The 18520-nt window shown below is 70.8% G+C and carries 11 protein-coding genes and 1 pseudogene; 5 read left to right on the top strand and 7 right to left on the bottom strand.

The window, feature by feature from the left end:
- The first annotated feature begins 526 nt into the window (after positions 1-526).
- The gene (locus IEZ19_RS52725) at positions 527-841 is read left to right on the top strand and encodes a phospholipase domain-containing protein (RefSeq protein WP_268248695.1); all 315 of its coding nucleotides are present in this window, start codon (positions 527-529) and stop codon (positions 839-841) included.
- A gap of 224 nt (positions 842-1065) precedes the next feature.
- Here IEZ19_RS52725 and IEZ19_RS32050 read toward each other — a convergent pair.
- Positions 1066-1705: pseudogene (locus IEZ19_RS32050) on the bottom strand (GntR family transcriptional regulator).
- A gap of 372 nt (positions 1706-2077) precedes the next feature.
- Here IEZ19_RS32050 and IEZ19_RS32045 point away from each other — a divergent pair.
- A complete protein-coding gene (locus IEZ19_RS32045; protein WP_189314804.1) occupies positions 2078-2443 on the top strand; it encodes a hypothetical protein in 366 nt (121 codons plus the stop codon).
- On the opposite strand, the gene IEZ19_RS32040 is transcribed toward IEZ19_RS32045, so the two are convergent.
- Positions 2392-3663 carry an aminotransferase class V-fold PLP-dependent enzyme gene (locus IEZ19_RS32040; protein WP_189314803.1) on the bottom strand — a complete coding sequence of 424 codons (1272 nt, stop codon included), beginning with the start codon at positions 3661-3663 and terminating at the stop codon, positions 2392-2394. The two genes, IEZ19_RS32045 and IEZ19_RS32040, sit on opposite strands and share 52 nt — an antisense overlap.
- Before the next feature lie 126 nt (positions 3664-3789).
- On the bottom strand, positions 3790-4290 hold the full coding sequence (locus IEZ19_RS52720; protein WP_268248693.1) for a transposase: 501 nt from the start codon (positions 4288-4290) through the stop codon (positions 3790-3792).
- 49 nt (positions 4291-4339) lie between these two features.
- Between IEZ19_RS52720 and IEZ19_RS32030 the strand changes: the two genes are divergently transcribed.
- Positions 4340-4732: a VOC family protein gene (locus IEZ19_RS32030; RefSeq protein WP_308429035.1), complete on the top strand. Its 393-nt coding sequence runs from the start codon at positions 4340-4342 to the stop codon at positions 4730-4732.
- Between the two features lie 228 nt (positions 4733-4960).
- On the opposite strand, the gene IEZ19_RS32025 is transcribed toward IEZ19_RS32030, so the two are convergent.
- Positions 4961-5989: an MBL fold metallo-hydrolase gene (locus IEZ19_RS32025; protein ID WP_189314802.1), complete on the bottom strand. Its 1029-nt coding sequence runs from the start codon at positions 5987-5989 to the stop codon at positions 4961-4963.
- A 349-nt stretch (positions 5990-6338) separates the two neighbouring features.
- Here IEZ19_RS32025 and IEZ19_RS32020 point away from each other — a divergent pair, with 349 nt between their 5' ends.
- The gene (locus IEZ19_RS32020) at positions 6339-7757 is read left to right on the top strand and encodes a pyridoxal phosphate-dependent decarboxylase family protein (protein ID WP_189314801.1); all 1419 of its coding nucleotides are present in this window, start codon (positions 6339-6341) and stop codon (positions 7755-7757) included.
- Between the two features lie 257 nt (positions 7758-8014).
- Entirely contained in the window at positions 8015-8725 is a 711-nt protein-coding gene (locus IEZ19_RS32015) for a FadR/GntR family transcriptional regulator (RefSeq protein WP_229841103.1), read from the top strand.
- A 443-nt stretch (positions 8726-9168) separates the two neighbouring features.
- On the opposite strand, the gene IEZ19_RS32010 is transcribed toward IEZ19_RS32015, so the two are convergent.
- The 3 genes from IEZ19_RS32010 to IEZ19_RS32000 all read right to left on the bottom strand — a co-directional run bounded on the left by IEZ19_RS32010 (position 9169) and on the right by IEZ19_RS32000 (position 18484).
- On the bottom strand, positions 9169-12429 hold the full coding sequence (locus tag IEZ19_RS32010; RefSeq protein ID WP_189314800.1) for a family 78 glycoside hydrolase catalytic domain: 3261 nt from the start codon (positions 12427-12429) through the stop codon (positions 9169-9171).
- 26 nt (positions 12430-12455) lie between these two features.
- Positions 12456-15842 (bottom strand): glycosyl hydrolase, encoded by a 3387-nt coding sequence (locus IEZ19_RS32005; RefSeq protein WP_189314799.1) that lies wholly within the window; start codon positions 15840-15842, stop codon positions 12456-12458.
- 80 nt (positions 15843-15922) lie between these two features.
- Complete coding sequence (locus IEZ19_RS32000) at positions 15923-18484, bottom strand: glycoside hydrolase family 127 protein (RefSeq protein ID WP_268248692.1); 2562 nt, start codon at positions 18482-18484, stop codon at positions 15923-15925.
- Positions 18485-18520 lie beyond the last annotated feature (36 nt).

Genomic DNA, 18520 nt, shown 5'->3' with positions numbered 1-18520 from the left:
AGTCCACCGCGTGTTGATCCTCACGTGCCATGGGCGCAAAGTGGGCGTCTCGTCCCTTCCGCCCACCCCGACGTCCAGATATGTCGGCGGCCCCCGCCAGCCGTACCGTTTCAGTCGGCGGCATCCACCCCGAGGCCGGCCTCGGTGAGCCGACCCCAACTCGGCGCCCGCCAGGGGCGTACGGCCGCACCGGCTGTACGCCCGTGCAGCGCTGCTCCTCAGAAGTGTTCCTGTCCCCGCGGCGACTGTTCTCGGTGAGCCGGCGCGAACACGGCAGAGGAAGCTGCCTTGGGCGTTCAACTGGCCATTCCTGCTGGGCCGCGTCACTGCCCGTGGCGCCAACAACCCCACGCCGGCCTGACGCAGGAGCGGTCGAGTCGAGTGCGAGACAAGACCGGTGCTGAACGCGTCCTGAGAAGTCCGGGTGTGTGCACGGCACGGCGTCGGCCGTTCCAGGGCACACGACCTCTCACCCACCTGAGCCGCCGGTCGGAAAGTTGCCGTCCCTGCCCGTCCCCGCGGATCAATGCGCGGCCGACGACCTCGGGACGTCGCTGCTCAGGCGGATGTTGGGGCCGAGGAGCTGCCACTCGAACCGAGCACGAGATCTTCAGATTTCCGTCTACTTCCCGAATGGCGGCAACCCCTCGTTCACAGGCCCGTCTCCTTCACGCTCACGCCGAACGACTTCGCCGGCAAGGAGCAGACCGTGTGGGTCCGCGCGGGCGACCGCACACGTCTGACGTGGCGTACCGACGACGGACGGTACGACGTCACCGTCACCGCGGGTACCGGCACCCGGTTCGCCCAGCGATACGCGGGAACCGTGCACGCGGGATGAGACACGCCGGGGGCCGCCCGCCGGTGCGGCCTTCGGCCGACGGAGATGAAGCTCCGTCAGATCCCGGGCCGGTGGCGCGGATCCGGCGTCACCGTCCGGGATCTCCCGTCTGCTGCTCTTCGCAGCGTCGCTCGTACCGGCGTAATGCGATCGGCGATCGTGCGGTGGCCTTCGACACGTTCCGCGACCTCCTGGACACCACCGAAGCCCTACGGCGGCCTGCCTCACAGGTCCTCGTGCACCACCCCCAGCATGGAGCAGGTGACCGGTCGGTCGCGTGTGAAGACTCCCGGAGGTATGCCCGGAGGGTGGCCCTCGCCCGATGGCTGGAACTCGGTGCGAGGGCCAAGCTCCAGCCGCGAGACGATGCGATAGCGGTCGCCGCGGTAGAGCGAGTGCACGTACTCGACCGGCCGGTTACGGATATCGCAGGTCAGGCGCTCGAAGAGCAGGGCCGGTGACAACTCCGGCACGTCGAGCAGGTCAGCCTCCGCACGGGTCACCACGGTCGGCTCGATGGCCTGGACCGCCTCGCTGACCTGGACGCCGTGCCGCTCGCGCAGGTGCTCGTACAGGTCACCCCGTTCCAGTTCGTCGCTGGTCAGGTCCGCCATCAGGTCCACCGGGACATGGAGGTACTCGATGGCCATCGGCGCGCCGTCCACGAGCCTCAGCCGCGCCACGTACCAGATCGTGGCTGCCGGGGAGATGCGGAGCTTGCGGCCCACCCGGGCCCCCCGCCGGCATCGTGCTGAACTCCAGGAGCCTGCTGGTCCAGGTGCCCGCTGCCTGCGGCAGGCTGAGCGTCCGGCGGTTCGGATGGTGACGTCTCCGCTGCGGAGTACGACCATGCACTCGCCGCAGTTGCCGACAGTGCACGAGTGGGGCATCGGCAGTCCGGCGCCAGCCCCGCGCTGAGCAGGGTTTCGCCCGGCGCGACGACCGCGGTGGCGAGCTGCCTGCCGTCCTCGTCGACCGTCGTCCGGTGGGGCCCGTCGCACCGGCTTCGGTTGGCCCTTGGCGGTGACGGGACGGCGCTCCACGACACGAACTGAAGCTTGTTCCAGGGGCGGCCGGAGTGTGACCGCAGCCTCCTGCATTGGCATCACCGACGTCACCGGGTCGGAGGAGTGCGCCGCCGACCACCGAGCCGGATATCCCGAACAAGTGTGACTATCACCCCAAGGTGACCTGGCGGCTCCCGGCCGTCACCCCACTTGGCAGGAGGACCAACCGATGAACTTCGCTCTGAAGCGCCTGCTCGGCGCTACCGCGGCTGTGGCCACTGGCGCCACGACCCTGCTCGGCACCGGCGTCGGCACCGCCGGCGCCGCCGACAGCGCGCACTGCGGCCGCGCCGAACAGGCCATGTGGACAGAAGGGCCCAGCCGCAACGTGACCGCCCACCACTGCAGCCTGCCGGACGACAAGCGCCGCTGGTACACCGTCGAGATCGACACCCTCGTACAGACCCACTACAAGACGGAGTATCTGAACGGAGGGATCAACCGAACCGAGACCCTGCACAACGAAACCATCAGGTGCATGGGCTACACGTCCGGGAACGGCACGGTGAACTGGTTCGGCTGCCCACCGACCTGACGACCCCGTTGCGCCCACTCGCCGAGGACGGGGACGCATTCCTCGGCGAAGTACTCGTAGTCGACGGCGTCGTTGTAGACGTGGGCGGACAGGCGCATGTAGCCGATGCCGTCGAAGCTGGTGAAGGCCGCCTCCACACCCAGTTCGCCGGCCACCCTGTCGCGCAGCGCGTCGGCATCGATACGGCTGGCGGCCAGACCCTGCGGGAGCCGCACCAGGCGCATGCCGGGAACGGGCATCCCGACGTCGACGCGGCTGTCCTCACCGGTCAGTTCGGCGAAGGCCGCGCCGATCACATGGGCGGCGTAGTCGGCCAGTTCATCCATGTAGCGGCGCGCGGCGGGCCAGCCCCAGGTGCGCTCGACGAAGGCGAGCGCCGTCGGGGCGGCCAGGTAGGAGGTGGCGTCGATCGTGCCCTGCTGGTCGAAGCGGTCGGGGTAGGGATCCGCCGCGCCCCAGGAGTCGATCAGAGGGTAGAGCTGGTCGCGCAGCGGTCCGCGGGCGACCAGCGCCGCGGTGCCGCGCGGAGCGCAGCCCCACTTGTGCAGGTTGCCGGTCCAGAAGTCGTACGTGGCATCGGCGAGCGGGGCCGCGATGAGTCCCGGTGCATGGGCGCCGTCGACGAGCATCGGGACGCCCCGGCGCCGCGCTTCCTCGCCGATCCGTTCCACCGGCATCCTGCGTGCGGTCGCCGAGGTGATCTGGTCGACCACGACCAGGTCGGTGGCCTCGCCGATCTCGGCGACCACGGCCTCGTACGCCGTGTCCGCGTCCGCGTCCAGCGGCACCCGGGCGGTGCGCACGCGTCCGCCCCAGCGGCGTGCCAGCCGTTCGGCACCCATGGTCACGGCCCCGTAGCCGTGGTCGGTCACGATGATCTCTCCGCCTCGACGCCGGGTGAGGGCGGCGTAGGCGACGCTGGCACCGGCGCTGGCATTCGGCACCAGGGCGAGGTCGCCGACGTCGACGTGCAGGAACGCGGCGAGTTCGACCCGGGTGGCGGCGATCCGCTGAGACAGGGCCGGGAACCACACCACGGGCGAACGTTCCATCTCCGCGCGCAGCGTTTCCTGACGCTCCTGTGCCACCAGCGGAACCGCCCCGAACGAACCGTGGTTCAGGTGCTTCAGGGCGGGGTCGAGCGACCAGGCCTGGACGGCGGGTCGGCCGTCGGCCAGCCGCAGCGGGTGCGGCGCGGTGGTCACCTCGGTCTCGCTCACGTGACTCCACTCCTACCGAGCCGGGCATGCCCGCAGGAGATCCAGACGACTCCCGGGACACATATGACGACTCGGCATCCTGGCACGGCCCTTTCGCGGGAAACAAGGGCCGCATAGCGAAAGTCATCAGATGATTTCTGCTTGACGCATCCGGGACAGCTGACCGGCGGATGCCGCCGCACCCTGTACGGCCTGCACAAGCGGTTCACCGCGCGTCTCCCCGGCGAAATGCTTCGCCGCCTTCCGCAGAATCTCGCGCTCCTCCTCCAGCTCGCGGACCTTCCTGCGCAGGGCCGCGTTCTCCGCCTCCAACGGTGCGGAGGAGGCTCGGCGGGCATCTCCGCCCGGCGTCCCCGGGGGCCGGCTTGCCCCGGCCGCCCGTACCCAGTTCCGCAGCGTCTCCGGGTTGACTCCCAAATCAACGGCGACCGACCTGATCGTCGCTCCCGGCCGCGACTGGTACAGCGCGACCGCGTCCGCCTTGAACTCCGGCGGGTAGCGCTTCCCTACGCTCTCCTGCGGGACAGGGCGAGCCCCTCGTATGGTTGGCCCGCCCAGGGGTGACGGGTGTGGCTTGCAGTGCTTTGCCGTTGATGGTTCGTCATGATCGGCCGCCCGCCGCCCCACCGCGACTCGGCCGCCAATCAGGAATTGCGAACAGACCGCTCTGTAGGGAATCGACAGCGATGTCGTCCGATGCCATCGTCGACTGTCCCGCCCCTGGAAGCTGGCCGAGTTCTACGCCGGGCTGCTGGGCTGGGAGATCAGCACCGACATCAGCACCGAGGACTGGGGCAACCTGCGCACCGACGACGTCGAGCTGTCGTTTCAGCGGGTGGAGAACTACCAGCGGCCCAGCCGGCCAGGCCAGGAGCATCCGCAGCAGTTCCACCTCGACTTCGAAGTGGACGAGTTCGAGCCCGAGCAGTGCCGGGTGATCAAGCTGGGCGCCACCCTCCAAAAAAGCTTCGCCGGCGAGTCCGGCTACGGCTGCAGGTCTACATCGACCCGGCCGGGCATCCGTTCTGCCTGTGCCGCAACCCTCCCCAGTCCTGACCGCACACGATGAGCCCCCCGGCTCCGAGTGGAGCCGGGGGCGGTCGGTCGGTCGGAGATGCCAACCGTTGTGATCCTGCTGCTCATCCCTGCAGGAACTGGGTGTTGAGCAGCAGGTTCGGCGAGCCATTGCCCCGTGCTGCACGACGTCCCTGCCATCCCCCCGGCAACCTGCGTGGCGAGCCACGGCGCCGCACGCGACCTGCCGGGGGTCAGATCGACGCGCCTCCGCCCACGCCGCTCAGCTGCCGGTGGCGACCCGCCAGCGGATGGTCTCCCCTGACCTCTCCTCCACCATCCCGCGTCGCGCCAAGGCACGCAGGTGGGCGAACGCCTCGCCCACGGCCGCCTGCTGGGCGAAGCCCTCCATCTCTGTCCAGGGGCGCGACCAGTGCATCTGAGCTGCGACGTCCCAGGTGACCTCCGCGCCGGCCTCCAGCGCGGCCAGCACCTCGCCGAAGCGCTTGTCGTGGTGGTCGCGCAGTTCCTCCAGACGGCGCTCGAGGTCCGGGAAGCGCCATTCGTGGGCGGGGAGTGTCTCGGTGGCATCGTGTCCGCCGAGACGGTCCAGGGAGTTGAGGTAGCTGCCCAGCGGGTCGGGGTGCTCGGCGGAGGGCGGGGGCATGTTGGGGGTGATGCGCGGCAGGACGTGGTCGCCGGTGAGCATCAGCCGGTGGCGTGGCTCCCAGAAGCAGAGGTGGCCCGGTGAGTGACCGGGTGTCCAGATCGCGGTCAGGTCCCAGCCCGGGATGTCGGGCCGGGCGCCGTCCTCCGTCAGGATGTCCGGCTTGGGCGTCTCCGCGCGGCGGTTCTCCTTGATCGCGGCCAGCCGCTCCCGGTGACGCTCCAGTACCTCGGCCGACGCTCCGGCGCCGCTCATCATCTCCAGCGTGCGGGCCGGGAAGTCGGCCCTGTCGAACCGTTCGAGGACGGCGGCGTCCGCAGGGTGCAGGGAGACCCACGCACCCGACTCCTCACGCACGCGCGGCGCGAGCCCGTAGTGATCAGCGTGCATATGGGTGACCAGGACGCCCTGGACGTCCTCCAGACGGGTGCCGATCGAAGCCAGCCCGGCGGCCAGGGCCTCGTAGGCCTCCTCCGTGTCCCAGCCCGCGTCGATCAGGTAGGGACCGGCCTCCGTCTCGAAGACGTAGACCAGAACGTAGCGCAGGGAGGTGTTGGGCAGCGGCACCGGGATGCTCCACACGCCGGGACGTACCTGGCCGACCGGCGGCAGCGGCCTCGTCGGCGGTGCAGCGGGGCTTGTCATGTCGGTCTCCTCGTACGCCGGTTGCCGCGCCGACGGGCTCCCAACCGGAGCGGGCCGACCAGACCACTGTATGGGGCAATCACCTTGCACCAGGTCTGTGATCCCACCCACACAGTTCCTGTGACCTGCCTGTTCGGGCCGAGGCGTCACCGCGGTGGCCACGCCTCGGCCCGTCCCGGGTCCTGCTCCGACGCAGTCCCCCGCTGACACGTCGCGGGGCTCGGGGCCCGTACCGCCTACCGGCCGAATACCAACGGCGTCGTTCGGCGCACTCATACCTCCCGATCCCAGGCCACTTTCCTCGTATTGGCCCCCGCACCCGTCCTCATCATCTGCCTACGCTGCGGCCATGCATCCAACGCTCGCCGCCGACCTCGACCGACTCCCCGAACTCCTCCAGTCCGTCCGCGACTTCGCAGCCGGTGAGCTTTCCGGGATCGGAGAGCGGCCGGCCTCCACCGCCCGAAAGGCCCCCGATCCGGAGCCGCTCCCGGCAACCGGCGTCGGCGCCCAGGGCGCGCTGGAACGCTTCGCCCGGCGCTGGCAGCCCGGGTTCTCCGGTTCGGCGGGTCCGCGCTACCTCGGGTTCGTCACGGGCGGCACCACCCCGGCGGCCCTCACCGGCGACTGGCTCACCGGTGCCTACGACCAGAACGGCTCGAGCGCCGGGGGCTCGACCGTCGATGCCCTGGAGCGCGAGACGCTGGGCTGGCTGCGCGAGTTGTTCGGGCTGAGCGAAGCGCACCGGGGCGCGTTCGTCAGCGGTGCCACGATGTCCAACACCGTGGGGCTTGCCGTCGCCCGGGAGTGGCTGGGCGAGCGCCTGGGCGTCTCGGTGTCCCGCGCCGGAGCGGCCGCGCTCGGCCCGGTCGACCTGCTGTCCGGCAGCCCCCACTCCAGCATCACCAAGGCGCTGTCCGTCCTGGGCGTCGGCCGCGACCGGCTGCGACCCGTTCCGCTGCTGGGCGGGGATCGCGAGGCCGTGGACGTAGTCCGGCTGGCCGAGGAGCTGGACTCGCTCAACGGGCGCCCTGCCGTCGTGGTCGCCAACGCCGGAACGGTGAACACCGTCGACTTCGACGACCTGCGGGCGATCGCGGCCCTCAAGGAGCGTTACGACTTCTGGCTGCACGTGGACGCCGCGTTCGGCGCGTTCGCCGCGCTCTCCCCCGCACACGCTTCCCTCGTCGAGGGGCTCGACGCCGCCGACTCGATCTGTGTGGACCTGCACAAGTGGCTGAACGTCCCCTACGCCGCCGCCGTCCAGTTCACCCGCCGCCAGGACCTCCAGCTGCGGGTCTTCCACAACGAGTCGCCCTATCTCGGCCCGCACACAGGAACCCCCGACTTCCTCCATCTGACCCCGGAGAACTCACGGCGGCTGCGTGCCCTGGCCGCCTGGTTCTCACTGACCGCGTACGGACGCGAGGGCCACGCCGAGATCGTCGAACGCTGCATCGCGCTGGCCCGGCGGCTGGGCGAGGGGATCTCGGCCGTCCCGGGACTGAGGCTCCTAGCGCCGGTGCGCCTGAACGTCGTGTGCTTCACGCTCGCCGACGGCCCGACGCCGGAACGGCTGGGCGCCCTGGCACGGGCGGTCGCCGACTCCGGCGAGGCGTTCCTCACCCCCACGGTCCTCCACGGGACGCCCGCGCTGCGTGCCGCGTTCAGCAACTGGCGCACGACCGAAGCGGACACGGACCGGGTCCGGGACGCCCTGGCCCGCGCAACCCGGGAACTCTTCACCGATCCAATCACTCGTGAGTGATGATGGTGCGGGTGTTCTCGACGAACTGGGCGAACGTGTCGGTGTCCTCCTGCCGGAGGCCGAGCGCTGCATCAACGATGCACGAGCATGAAATACCTGAAACGGCAATTGTTCAGGTCAGCTGCTTGCGATCAGGCAACCCAGCAGGTCAGGGGGCTCGCTGGTCTCTTCCGGGACATCTGATGACTCGACTCGATAAGGTGCGCCGGGGGAATCCGGCGGTGACGCCGGCCCGTCAGCACAAGAAGAGGGGTCGGATGTCCGCAGTCTCCGCGGTCGACAAGGCGCTCCACGGCCTACGGCACATGATCGCGACCGGACGCCTCGGTCCGGGCGAGCGCATACCGCCCGAAGGCGACCTCTGTGACGAACTGGGTGTCTCCCGTGGGTCGTTGCGCGAGGCCGTACGGATGCTCGCCGCCCTCGGCGTCATCGAGCCGCGACACGGCTCCGGCACGTACGTCTCCCCGCTCAGGCCTGAGGACGTCATCGGCAGCCTCGCCCTGACGGTCGAACTCCTGCCGCTGTCCGGCCTGTTGGAGGTCTACGAGATCCGGCGTGTCCTCGAGGCGCACGTCGCGGCCCAGGCCGCGGCCCGCTGCACGCCGGAGACGGTGCGCACACTCTTCTCCCTGATCGAGGAGATGGAGACCACCGACGACCCCACCAGGGCCTCCGAGCTCGACCACAGCTTTCACGCGGAGATCGCCCGGGTGGGCGGCAACCCCGCCCTCGCGTCCCTGCTGGCGGTCTTTCGTGCCCGCTCCCGCAAGTATCAGGTCTTCACCCTGCCGGACGGGCCGCAGCTGCGCAGCAAGAGCGACGAGGACCACCGTGTCCTGGCCACCGCCATCGCCGACCGCGATCCCGTCGCCGCGGCCGGCGCGGCGCAGGCGCACGTCGCCCAGACGGAGCGATGGCTGCGCGCCTTCATGCCGCCTGTCGAGGAGGCCGTCAACCCGGACTGACCGCGGCGCGGCAGACCTGGCCGGCGATCACCGGCATCGCGGTGATCGGTTTCCTGGTGCTCTTCGCGGGCGTGGTCAGCTCGGTGCCGGCGGGCACGTCGACTCCGCTGTTGCCGGCCTTCGTCCTGCCGCTGACGGCTCCCGTGACTTTCTCGGTGCTGCCCGCGTGGCCGGCCGGAGCCGGACTCGCTGCCGCCGCCGCGCTGCCCGCGATCTCGCTGCTGTGGCCCCCGTCCCCTCACCCTCGGGTCACCCTGCGCGCTCGCCCGCGCGCCGCCCCACCGTCGACGTACGGACTCGGAGGGCTGGCCGATCGGGGCCGGGCCGCGTGGGCGGTCCGGCCCCGATCATGGCTCGGTCGGCCGACGAAGCCGCCTTCCCGGTCCTCTGGTCCGCACACGGGTCGAACCGCGGAAGAAGACCGGGCGGGGCTTCCGGGTGTCTCAGGCCGGTGGCATCGTCGAGTGGAACGTCCAGTTGCCCGAGCCGACCTTGTACACCACCTCCGCTGCACCAGTGCTCAGCACGTGTGCTCCCTCAGGAGCCCGGGCACGCCCGGCATAGGCGGGGACGTGGACCTCTGCCGTGCTTCCGGCGGGCACCTCCAGGGTCAGCCGGAAGCTGTCGCCGTCCCGCTTCCACTCGGTGCGCGCCATGCCGTAGGGAGTGCGGTAGGAGCCGGACGCCGAGGTCATGTCCCCTTCGACGGCGGGGGCGATGAGGAGTTCGGCGTACCCGACCGAGTCGGCGGTCTGCGCGATGCCCGCGACGCGGCTGGTGAACCAGGAGTCGATGGCGCCGAGCATGAAGTGGTTCTGCGACTGGCCAGAGCCGCCGTCCCAGGACTCGCCCAGGGTGGTGTTGCCGGCCAGCACCTGGTAGCCGTAGCTGGGGCTGGTCGTCTGGGTCGCGATCTTGTGGACGATGTCGTCGCGACCGGCGCCGGACAGGACGCGGAACGCGGCCGGCAGGGAGATCTCGCCCAGCAGCAGGTGGTATCCGGCGTCCTTGACGGCGGTGGTGAAGTGGGCGAGCAGCCGGTCCCGCTCCCCCGCCGGGTAGGCACCCATGTCGAGTGCCAGGGCCTCGGCGCCCTGACCGCCGCCCCCGAAGGTGCCGGTCGTGGTGTCGTAGTACTTCGCCGCGAGGGCCTTGGCGCTGGCGGCGGCCTTCGCCCGGTAGTCGTCGGCCGCCGCCTGGTCGCCGAGGACCGTGGCGATCCGCGCGAGGGTGTCGACGACCCGCCAGTAGCCGTAGGTCCCGGCCACCGCCCGCGGGAAGGTGCGGTCGGGGGTGAACCAGTCGCCCAGCCCGTAGTCGAGGATGCCGCCGGACACCTGGGTCTCCAGGAAGGCCGCATACCTCCGCATGCCGGGGTAGTAGTCGCGCAGCGTGTCGCGGTCGCCGTAGGTGGTGTACAGCTGCCAGGGCACGAGGACGAACGCGCCGCCCCAGTTGGCGTCGTTGCGGTAGCCACCCGACAGACTGGTGTACTCCGGCACCGTGCTGGGGACGAGCCCGTCCTGCGTCTGCGCGTCGGCCATGTCCCGGACGATCTTGCTGAGTTGGGCCTGAACGTCGTAGTTGCCGGCGAGCGCGGGGAAGACGAGTTGGTCCTGTTCCAGCCAGCCGAGCTTCTCCCGGCTCGGGCAGTCGGTCAGGACGCTCATCATGTTGCCCTCGATCGCCCGGCGGATCAGTCCGTGGATGCTGTTGATGAGCGGATCGGAGCTGGTGAAGCCGCCGGCCGAGCTGTTGTCGGTGTGCAGGACCATGCCGCGCACGGAGACCGTGGCGCCCTCCGGTACGCCCTTCAGCTCCAGGTAGCGGAAGCCGTGGTAGCTGAACCGCGGGTGCCAGGTCTCGGTGCGGGCGCCACGGGTGGTGTAGCTGTCCCACAGCGGGGCGCCGACGTTGCTGATGGACTGGAAGGCGTGCCCGTCCTTGAGGCTCTCCGCCGGGTAGGCGCGGATCTCGGTTCCGGCGGGGGCGCTGACCGTGATCTCGGGCCAGCCGGCGATGTTACGGCCCAGGTCGAAGACGCGGCTGCCGGCGGCGCCGTCGACCTGCTTGCCCGTGAGGGTCTCGAGGACCCGGATGGGCTCGGTCTCGCGCGCGCTGAGCTGTGCCGGTTTCTGTGCGGTGCCGGGGCCCGGCACCGCGATCGCCCGGTCCCATCCGTGCCGGTCGCCGTCGGGTTCGTCCCAGTGCGGGATCTCCCGGCGCGCGTCGTAGTCCTCTCCTCCGTACCAGTTGGAGGAGGTGGTGGGTCCGAGGGTGGCCCGCCAGTCGTCGCCGCTGGTGACGGTGCGGACGCTGCCGTCGGCGAGGGTGACCTCCAGGCGCGCGATCAGTTTGGGATCGCTGACGTTGCCGTACAGCTTGCGGTAGCGGTCGGCCGTGCTGACGACGTTGGACATGCCGTTGCCCAGGGCGACGCCGATGGTGTTGGCGCCGGTCCGCAGCCGGTCCGTGACGTCGTAGGTGGCGTACTGGACGCGGTCGCCGTAGTCGGTGTTGGCGGGTTCCAGGACGGCGTCACCGACCGGTTCGCCGTTGATCGTGGCGTCGTAGATGCCGAGCCCGGAGATGTACAGCCGGGCGCTGCGCACGGCGCGCGGCAGCGTGAAGTCGTCGGCGAGCAGCGGCAGTCCGGACGGCAGATAGGGCTTGGGCGGCTCCTGGCCGGTGACCTGGGTGAGCGTGGTGAACGGTCCGGTGGGGTCGTCCGCGGCTGCGAAGCCGTAGTCGACCGGGAAGTCGGGGACCTGGCCGTCGTCGGTGAGGACGTCGGCGCGCGGGTAGAGGGCGACCTCGTCGAAGGTCTTCGGCGTCTTCAGGTCGAGGGTGAGAGTGACGGGGGTGTCGGAGACATCGGCGCCGGGGTGCGGGGCGCTCGAGTACCCGGCCGCGGTCTGCAGGGCGCTGTTGGTCAGGCCGTCGACGGCGAGGGCGGGTTCCCAGGTCTTGCGGATCGTCGTGGTCTCCGACGCGGTGACGGCGGCGCCCTTGGCGAGGCCGGTGGCCGAGGTTGCGGTGTCGCGGACGTCTATTTCGCCGAGTTGTACGCGCCAGGTGCGGGTGGGGAAGTCCTCAGCCAGTGGGAGGCCGAGCTTGGTGACGTCAAGGCGTATGTAACGCGCCGTGGTGCGGGGAACCTTGACGACGACGGGTTCGACGGTGTGCTTGCTCAGCTGCCAGTCGGGGTGGGTGATCCAGTCGGCGTCCCAGTCGGACTGCCGGGTCAGGCCGGTCTCGAAGACGGCGATGTCGCTCCAGTCGGAATCCTGTTGCCCGTGCTGCGACCACAGCATGACCCGCCAGTACACGCGGGTGCGGGAGCCGAGTTCCCGGCCCGCGTACGTGGTCTCCGGCGTGCTCGAGCGGACGTCGCCCGAGTCCCACAGGTCGGGTCGGCCGCTGCGCAGCAACTCGGGGGAGGTGGCGGCCTGGACACGGTAGGCGGACTGGAGGACGTTCGCCGCGTGGGTGGTGGGCTGCCAGCTGAGCAAGGGTGTGGTGTCGTCGATGCCGAGGGCCCGGCTCAGGTGCTGGGTGCGCAGGTGGGCGGGCGTGAGGGAGACGGAGGTCGTGGCGTCGGCGTGCACGGCGCCGGCCAGTACGGTCACGAACGCGGTGACCGCGGCCGGGAGGAGAGCGACGCGGCGGCGCCGGTATGCGCCGGGGAAGCGGGATCTGAGCATGATGCTCCTCTGAGTGCGGGGTGTCGTCAGACGCGGGTGAGGGCGGCGGTGACGCGGCGGCGGAAGCGCAGGGTCACGGGGCCGAGCAGTCCCGACGGCAGCGGCTTGTTGCGCTCGTTGGAGAGCGTGTTGGAGACGCGTACGTCGAGGCGGTTGTGACCCGGGGTGATGAGACCGGTGACGTCGACGGTGAACGGGGCCCACAGCAGGGGCGGCAGCTGTGTGCCGTTGACGGTCACGCCCGCCACGTCGCGCACATCCCCGAGGTCGAGCAGGACGCGGCGCCCGTCGAGCAGGGAACGTTCGACGTCGATCCCGATGGTGTAGGTGCCGCTGCCGGAGAACAGGCGGTCGTGGTCCGTCCAGCTGCCCAGCGGGCCGGTGACGGGGGTGGCGCCGTCGCGTTCCAGGGTGAGGGTCCAGTCGCCGTCCACGGCGACCGGTTCGAGCGGGTCGTCGATGTCGACCGTGCCACGGTAGGTGCGGCTGCCGTCGGTGCCGATGAGCTGGTGGACACCGGGCGCGGCGGCCTCGAGCGTCGCGCGCAGGACGTTCCCGTCCGCCTCGACGCCGATGACGGGCAGCGGGGAGGCGGTCAGGTGCGCGACGGCGTGCCCGGCGCCGCGGACCACGACGATCCGGGTCTGGTACGGCTCGAAGGTGAGCGGCACCTGGATACCGTGCTTGGTGCCGCGGTACACGGGTGCGGGTGCAGTGCTGCCCGTTGCCGGGTCCCACAGTTCGGGCACTCCGGTGACCGGGAAAGTGGCGACCGTCTCGGCGGAGCTCCCGCTCTCGTTGTTGAGGACGAACGCCGTGTCCGTGCCGCGTCGTACACGCAGGACCCGGACGGAGTCCTGTGCGGGTTCGAGGACGGCGGCGGCGACTCCGGCCTCCTGGGCGGCGTCGCGAAGCCCGGAGGTGTCGGTGACGCGCACCGCGCGCCCGCCGCCCAGCGGGCGGGTGCCCGGGATCTGGTCGCCGAACAGGTCGGACAGGGCGCGGGCGAGGGAGCGGTCGTTGCCGTCCGCCTCGTCCGCGGGGAGCGTGCCCACACCGACGACCGTCCCTCCGGTGCGCACGAAGTCGCGCAGCACCTGGACGCAGGCCGCGTCCAGGGTCGGCGTCACCGGGAGCACCACGAGGTCGTAGCGTGCCGCACCCACGGCGAGACGGCCGCCGCGGACATCGGCCCGGTACAGCAGGTCCGGGTCCGCGGACAGTGCGCCCTCGTGGAGCAGGTCGAAGTCGACCTGGGCTCGCTCCAGCGCGTACGCGGCATCGGAGAGCGAGCCGTCGACCTCGCCCTGCCGGCTGGTGCCGGTCCACTGCTCGGCCGCGCGCTGCGGTTGCAGCAGGGCGGTTCGCGCGCCGGACGTGCCTCGGGAGGCCTCCATGAGCCGGCCGATCCACTCGGCGAGCGGGCGCATGGCCCACCACCAGGGGGCGCGCGGTCCGAACGGCGGCGGGAAGAACACCCGTGTCTCGTCGGTCCACAGGGCGTGCAGGACCGTCAGGTTGATGCCGCGGGCGGCCTGGGCGCCGACGGTCGCGTGCACGAATCCGGGAGTGACCTGCCAGCCCATGTTGCCGAACATCTCCAGCAACGCCCGCTCGCGGCCCGCCTGATGGGCGGCCGATGCCGGGTTGCGGGGGATCATGGTCTGCTGTCCGGCGACGTATTCGGCGGTGATGATGTCGCCGCCGGGCACGTGCGCCCACTGGTTGACCTTGTGCAGGTCGCCGGTGGAGGGGATCCGCTTGGCCGGAGCCGTCTCGTCGTAGAGCGGGTTGGTGATCAGGGCGACGTCGCGCTGCTCGTACCAGCGTGCCTGCTTCTCGAAGTAGCGGGAGAAACGGTTGGACACGGCCTGCCAGTAGCGGCCGCGTGCGATCCGGCCCCGCCGGCCCAGGTCGTCGAAGGCGCTGGCGTACGCCACCCCGGGTTCGGCGCCCACGGCCCGCAGCGCCTCCTCGAGGGCCGGTGACCAGGGGAGCCGCTTGAAGTGGGCCTCCGCGGAGGCGAAGAACGGCTCGTCGTCCCAGAACCCGGGGATGACCGTGCCGAAGTAGCGGCCGAAGCGCCGGTGGTACTCCCCCGGCACGATGTCCAGGAACAGGTCCACGGGTTCGTCGTCGAGCAGGTCGAGGTAACTGCGCCGGTAACCCTGGCTGTCGTCGATCAGGGGGACGCTGCCGAACAGGTCGATCTGCCAGCGGCCCGCGGGCGCCCGCCAGGTGTGACCGTCGGCCAGCTCCCTCGTCAGGTCCAGCGCCTCACCCGCGTCCGCGGAGCCGGCGGGCCGGGCCGCGGCGGCCACGGCCTGGATGCCGAGGGACGCCCGCTCCGGGAAGTCGCCCGCGGCGGCCGGGGCGTCGAAGGCCGAGGTGTACAGCGTGCTGCCGTCGGCCGCCGTGACGGCCAGGCTGTCCCACAGGCCCCGCTGGTCCGCGACCGCCCACACGCCCGCTCCGCCCGAGGCATAGTGGTCGTCGTCGACGGCGCCCTTGTCCTTGCCGTCCAGGGTGACGGACAGGCGCGCACCGCTGACGGTGACGGCCAGGGTGTGGAACTTGGTCCTGTTGAAGCCGTCGGTCCGGCTGCTGCTCAGCACCTCGACGGGGTCCGCACCGCGCGCGAGACGCAGCACTGTGACGACACCGGTCTGGTCGAAGGTGACCGCGTAGCCGTCGAGGCCGTCCGAGGATGCGCGGACGACGAGGCCGGCGGCCGTGTGGTCGGCCTTGGCGCTGCCGGTGACGGTGCAGTCGGTCCACTGCTCGCTGCCGCGCAGCACGGCGGCGCCGTCGAGGACAGCGGCGTCGGCGACCAGGGATCCCGCTTCCACCCCGACTCCGGTGGTGCGGCGCAGATCGACGGTGGCGGGTCCCGTCACGACGGTGGTCGAGCGCCACAGTGCCTTCAGGCGCAGTTCGGGGCGTGGCGCGTAGGTGCGCGAACCGACCGTGCCGCCCTTGACGACGTACTCGCCGGCCCGGCCGCTCGGGAAGTGGTCGTCGTTGAACAACCAGACCCGCATGCCGGTGAGTTCCGCGGTGCGCAGCACGTGTCCGACGATGTCGAACCACTCCTCGCTGAAGAACACGGGCTGCATCTCGGCGTTGTCGTAGGGGAAGAGGACGACTTCGTACATGCCCTTGGCCCGCAGGTCGGCGAGTTGACGGTCGACCAGGTCGGGAGTGACGGGCCCGTTCCAGTACCAGTACACGGTGGGTCGGCTGTCCTTGCGGGGATCGGCGAAGTGCCGCGCCGAATACCCCGCCGGACCTGCGTCCGTGTCGCTCGCCGCGGCCGGCGCGGCGAAGGCGAGGCCGGGCAGCCCCGCCGCGAGCACCGTGCCGGCACCGGCAGCGGCGACGAAGCGGCGTCTGGACAGGTCGTTTTCAGGCATGGGTGAACTCCTGCAGTGTGACGGCGGACGCGCAGGGCGTACCGCGGAGGTCGGGAGGGCGCTCGCGAGCTGAAGAGCGGTCAGCCTGCGGCCAGTTGGGCTACCTGGGAGGCGGTCAGGGCTCGGTTGTGCAGCCGGAAGTCCCGCACGGCGCCGCGCAGATACGGGTGGGTGGTGTTCTGCGAACGGCCCAGGAAGTTGCGGCTCGTCGCGCCGAGCAGGAGCGGACTGGCCACCATCGACGGGTTGCGGCCGGCTTCGACGCCGTCGAGGTAGAGCACGCCCGTGCCGCCGCCCAGTGTGAGTGCCACGTGCGTCCACCGGCCCACGGGCAACGGGGCGGTCGCGTCGATGACGTCCTCGGCGTCCATCCCGGCGATCTTCAATGCGGCGCGGGCGCGCCCCGCACCGGTGGTCACGGCGAGGAACAGGTAGGTGTCCTTGTGGTATCCGAGGTCGAAGACACGGGCCGAGGCGGCGAGGGAGTCGACGCGGACCCGGACGCTGACCGTCAGTTCGTCCAGTCCACTGGGCAGGCCGGCCGGGAGCGCGATGTGGCCGCTCTGGCCGTCCAGGGACACGGCGTCCGCGGATCCCTCCCGGCTCCAGGTCGCTCCGCCGACGAGCAGGGCGTCGCCGAAGGTGCCCGTCAGGTCGGCCGCCGTGGTGCCGCTCGCCTCGTCCAACGGGTAGTGGACCACGTCGCGTTCACGGGCCGGTCGCGGAGTCACCGCCCAGTAGACGTTGTACCTCTGGTGGTGCACCTGGTGGAACGGCCGCAGGGACACCGGGCGGTCGTCGGCGACCGCCGTGAACGCGGTGGGGTCGCCGGAAGCGCGGCGCAGCGTGTCGGGGCGGATGGTGGGCAGGGTGGCGAGCGGGGTGTCCCCGTACTCCCCGGCCAGCACCAGCGGCCCGTACGAGAGCGCCTTCACCTGTGGGTTGTCGGGGGCGGGGCGCCAGACGGGTTCGCGCGGCAGGACGAGTTCGACGCTGTCTCCGGTGCGCCAGTGCCGGTCGACGGTGGCGTACGTCCCCGGCCGTGGCCGGGAGACGAAGGGGCGGTGGTTGACCTTCAGCACGGCCGGTCGGCCGGTGTCCGCCACCCATGCGGGGATGCGGATCTTCAGCGCGAAGCGCCCCTCTCCCCCGGTGACGGTGAGCCGCGTACGTTCCGCCGTCGGGTACCGCGTCTCCTGACGTATCGTCACCCCGGTTTCGGGCCAGTGCACTTCGGACGGGATGAACAGGTTGACGTACAGCTCGGCGGCCTGGCCCTCCCGCGAGCGGAAATAGATGCTGTCGGCGAACTTGGTGTGCGTCTCCAAGCCCGTTCCGTGGTCGCAGGAGAAGTTGTCGTAGTCCCCGCTGTAGCTTCCGGGAGCAGCCCCGAGTCCGCCTTTGGGCTGCCGCTGGGAACCGGCCCACAGTCCGGTGTAGTAGGTGACGAAGCCGTGCTCGGAATCGGGGTCCTGCTCACCGAGCATCTGGTTGTAGAGCGTCCACTCGTAGTGGTCCATGTAGGCGGCGTGCGACGGCCGGTGCAGGAACAGTTGCCGGCCCAGTTTGAGCATGTTGTAGCTGTTGCAGTTCTCGCAGGTCACGTCGGAGAGCCTGCTGACGATCTCACCGGGAGGCCCGAAGAGCTCCTGGTTGGAGTTGCCTCCGATGGCGTACGAGTGGTGCTGTACGACGGTCGTCCAGAAGGTGTCGGCGATGTCCAGGTAGCGGCTGTCCCCGGTGGCCTCGAAGGCCGGTACCGCACCGACCACCTTGGCGATCTCGGTGTTGGCGTGCCGTCCGGCGAGTTGGTCCCGGCCTGCGGCCAGCGGATCGTACAGCTCCTCGTGGTCGAAGCGCTGCGCCGTACGCAGGTGTACGGGATCTCCGGTGACGAGGTGGAGCCGGGTGAGCACGTCGTTCATGCCGCCGAACTCCACCTTCAGCACCAGCTGCATCCGCTCGTGGGACAGCGGAGCGGTGCGCGCGTCCACCCAGGCCGCCATCTCCAGGAGGACGGTCAACGCCTGCCGGTTGCCGCTGAGTTGGTACTGGTCGAGCAGACCGGCCATGATCTTGTGGAGGGTGTAGTACGGCGCCCAGGGCTTGCCACCCGCCTCGAGCTGGTCGAAGACCGACTCGGGGAAGGCGGACAGGTAGCCGCGGTGGAATCCTGCGGCCGGGGCGGCCTCCTGGCACCGGGCCAGCGCCGCGACGAGGGCGCGGCCCTTGTCAGCGTAGGCGTCGTCACCGGTGTTGGCGTGCGCCTGGGCCAAGGCGCTGAGCAGATGGCCGGTGGTGTGACCGCGCAACTGGACGCCGGGGGCTTCCCACCCTCCGCAGGGGTCGGCCGACGAGACCAGGCCCACGTTGAGGCGGAAGGTGTGCAGGAGCCGGTCGATGTCGACGAAGAGCAGATAGGCGCAAGTACGACGCATGTTCTCCAGGAACGGGCTGTCGAGGAGCCGTACCGCGGAGAGCGGCAGGGCGGCGAGCGGCGCCTCGGCTTCCGGCGGCTCCGCCGACGGTGCGGAAGCCGCAGAGGCAACGGTGGACGACATCGCGGTGGTGGCTGCCGCGGCCGACGCGGCGATCAGGATCTGGCGCCGGGACGGGCTCGGGGTGTCGCGCTGTTCGGGCAAGGTGCCGGTTTCCCTTCGGACGGGCAGCGGTGGCTG

This window comes from Streptomyces brasiliensis, assembly GCF_014647875.1.
GTDB lineage: Bacteria > Actinomycetota > Actinomycetes > Streptomycetales > Streptomycetaceae > Streptomyces > Streptomyces brasiliensis.
This window is presented reverse-complemented; position numbering and strand designations above follow the sequence as displayed.

Coding starts and splice junctions, on each gene's coding strand:
- IEZ19_RS52725 (WP_268248695.1), top strand. CDS start 527: ATGCGCGGCCGACGACCTCGGGACGTCGCTGCTCAGGCGGATGTTGGG.
- IEZ19_RS32045 (WP_189314804.1), top strand. CDS start 2,078: ATGAACTTCGCTCTGAAGCGCCTGCTCGGCGCTACCGCGGCTGTGGCC.
- IEZ19_RS32025 (WP_189314802.1), bottom strand. CDS start 5,989: ATGACAAGCCCCGCTGCACCGCCGACGAGGCCGCTGCCGCCGGTCGGC.
- IEZ19_RS32020 (WP_189314801.1), top strand. CDS start 6,339: ATGCATCCAACGCTCGCCGCCGACCTCGACCGACTCCCCGAACTCCTC.
- IEZ19_RS32015 (WP_229841103.1), top strand. CDS start 8,015: ATGTCCGCAGTCTCCGCGGTCGACAAGGCGCTCCACGGCCTACGGCAC.
- IEZ19_RS32010 (WP_189314800.1), bottom strand. CDS start 12,429: ATGCTCAGATCCCGCTTCCCCGGCGCATACCGGCGCCGCCGCGTCGCT.
- IEZ19_RS32005 (WP_189314799.1), bottom strand. CDS start 15,842: ATGCCTGAAAACGACCTGTCCAGACGCCGCTTCGTCGCCGCTGCCGGT.